Raw genomic sequence first — 752 nt, 5'->3', positions numbered from 1 at the left:
AAAGCTGAAGATGACCGATGATGTCTATCACCTGGTCAAGAACACGCCCAAGGTCACCGGCTTTCTGGGTTCGGGCAACAAGCCCCAGCCGATCAGCGAGAAAGAGGCCGCGCGCTATTTCGGCGGCGTCGAGGAAGCCAAGGCCGCACCCAAGCAGCAGGTCAGTGTCGATTACGAGATCGGCGACCAGGTCAAGGTGCTCGACGGGCCCTTCGCCAGCTTCAATGGCGTGGTGGAAGAGCTCGATTTCGACAAGGCCAAGGTCAAGGTCTCGGTCTCGATCTTCGGCCGCGCGACCCCGGTCGAACTCGATTTCGAACAGGTCGAACTGGTCAAGTAAGCCGGGCCGTTTCGGCTCCTCAGATCAGGCAGGCAGAAGGCTGACGGAGGTCTTCGTACAGGTCCATGGCTTCACTGGCGAGTGGACCCACATATTCCTCATCATAGGATTTGATCGGCCTTACAAGATCTTGAGCGCGCGCTAGCGCCTCTTGCGACTGCTCCAGGCCCAGTGCTTCGTAGAGCTGAGTCACGGCATTGCCGTGTGTGAAACGCGTCATGTCAACGATTTTGCCAATGCCCAGGCGCTTGATGTGGCGTGCCGCCGCGATCCAGTAGGCAATCCAGTAATCGAGACTGTCCGGCTGCAATCGGGCCACCACTTCGCTCATGCCTTCAAACCAGATCGGACGGTGCTCGGCGCCAAATTCGAAGTGCCCGATGTCGCGTACATAATCGCGTGCAAACCGGCT

General features: G+C 58.6%; 2 protein-coding genes. One reads left to right on the top strand and one right to left on the bottom strand.

The window, feature by feature from the left end; genetic code table 11:
• Nucleotides 1-340 (top strand): transcription termination/antitermination protein NusG (gene nusG / locus ACQY6C_RS08525; protein ID WP_427967539.1); only part of this gene is annotated, 340 nt, incomplete at its 5' end.
• 19 nt (nt 341-359) lie between these two features.
• Here nusG and ACQY6C_RS08520 read toward each other — a convergent pair.
• The coding region (locus tag ACQY6C_RS08520) for a hypothetical protein (RefSeq protein WP_427967536.1) at nt 360-752 on the bottom strand (393 nt) is incomplete at its 5' end.

Source organism: Altererythrobacter sp. (assembly GCF_050299635.1).
Classification (GTDB): Bacteria; Pseudomonadota; Alphaproteobacteria; order Sphingomonadales; family Sphingomonadaceae; genus Erythrobacter.
The sequence above is the reverse complement of the archived record's forward strand: the minus strand, read 5'-3'. Positions and strand labels throughout refer to the sequence as shown.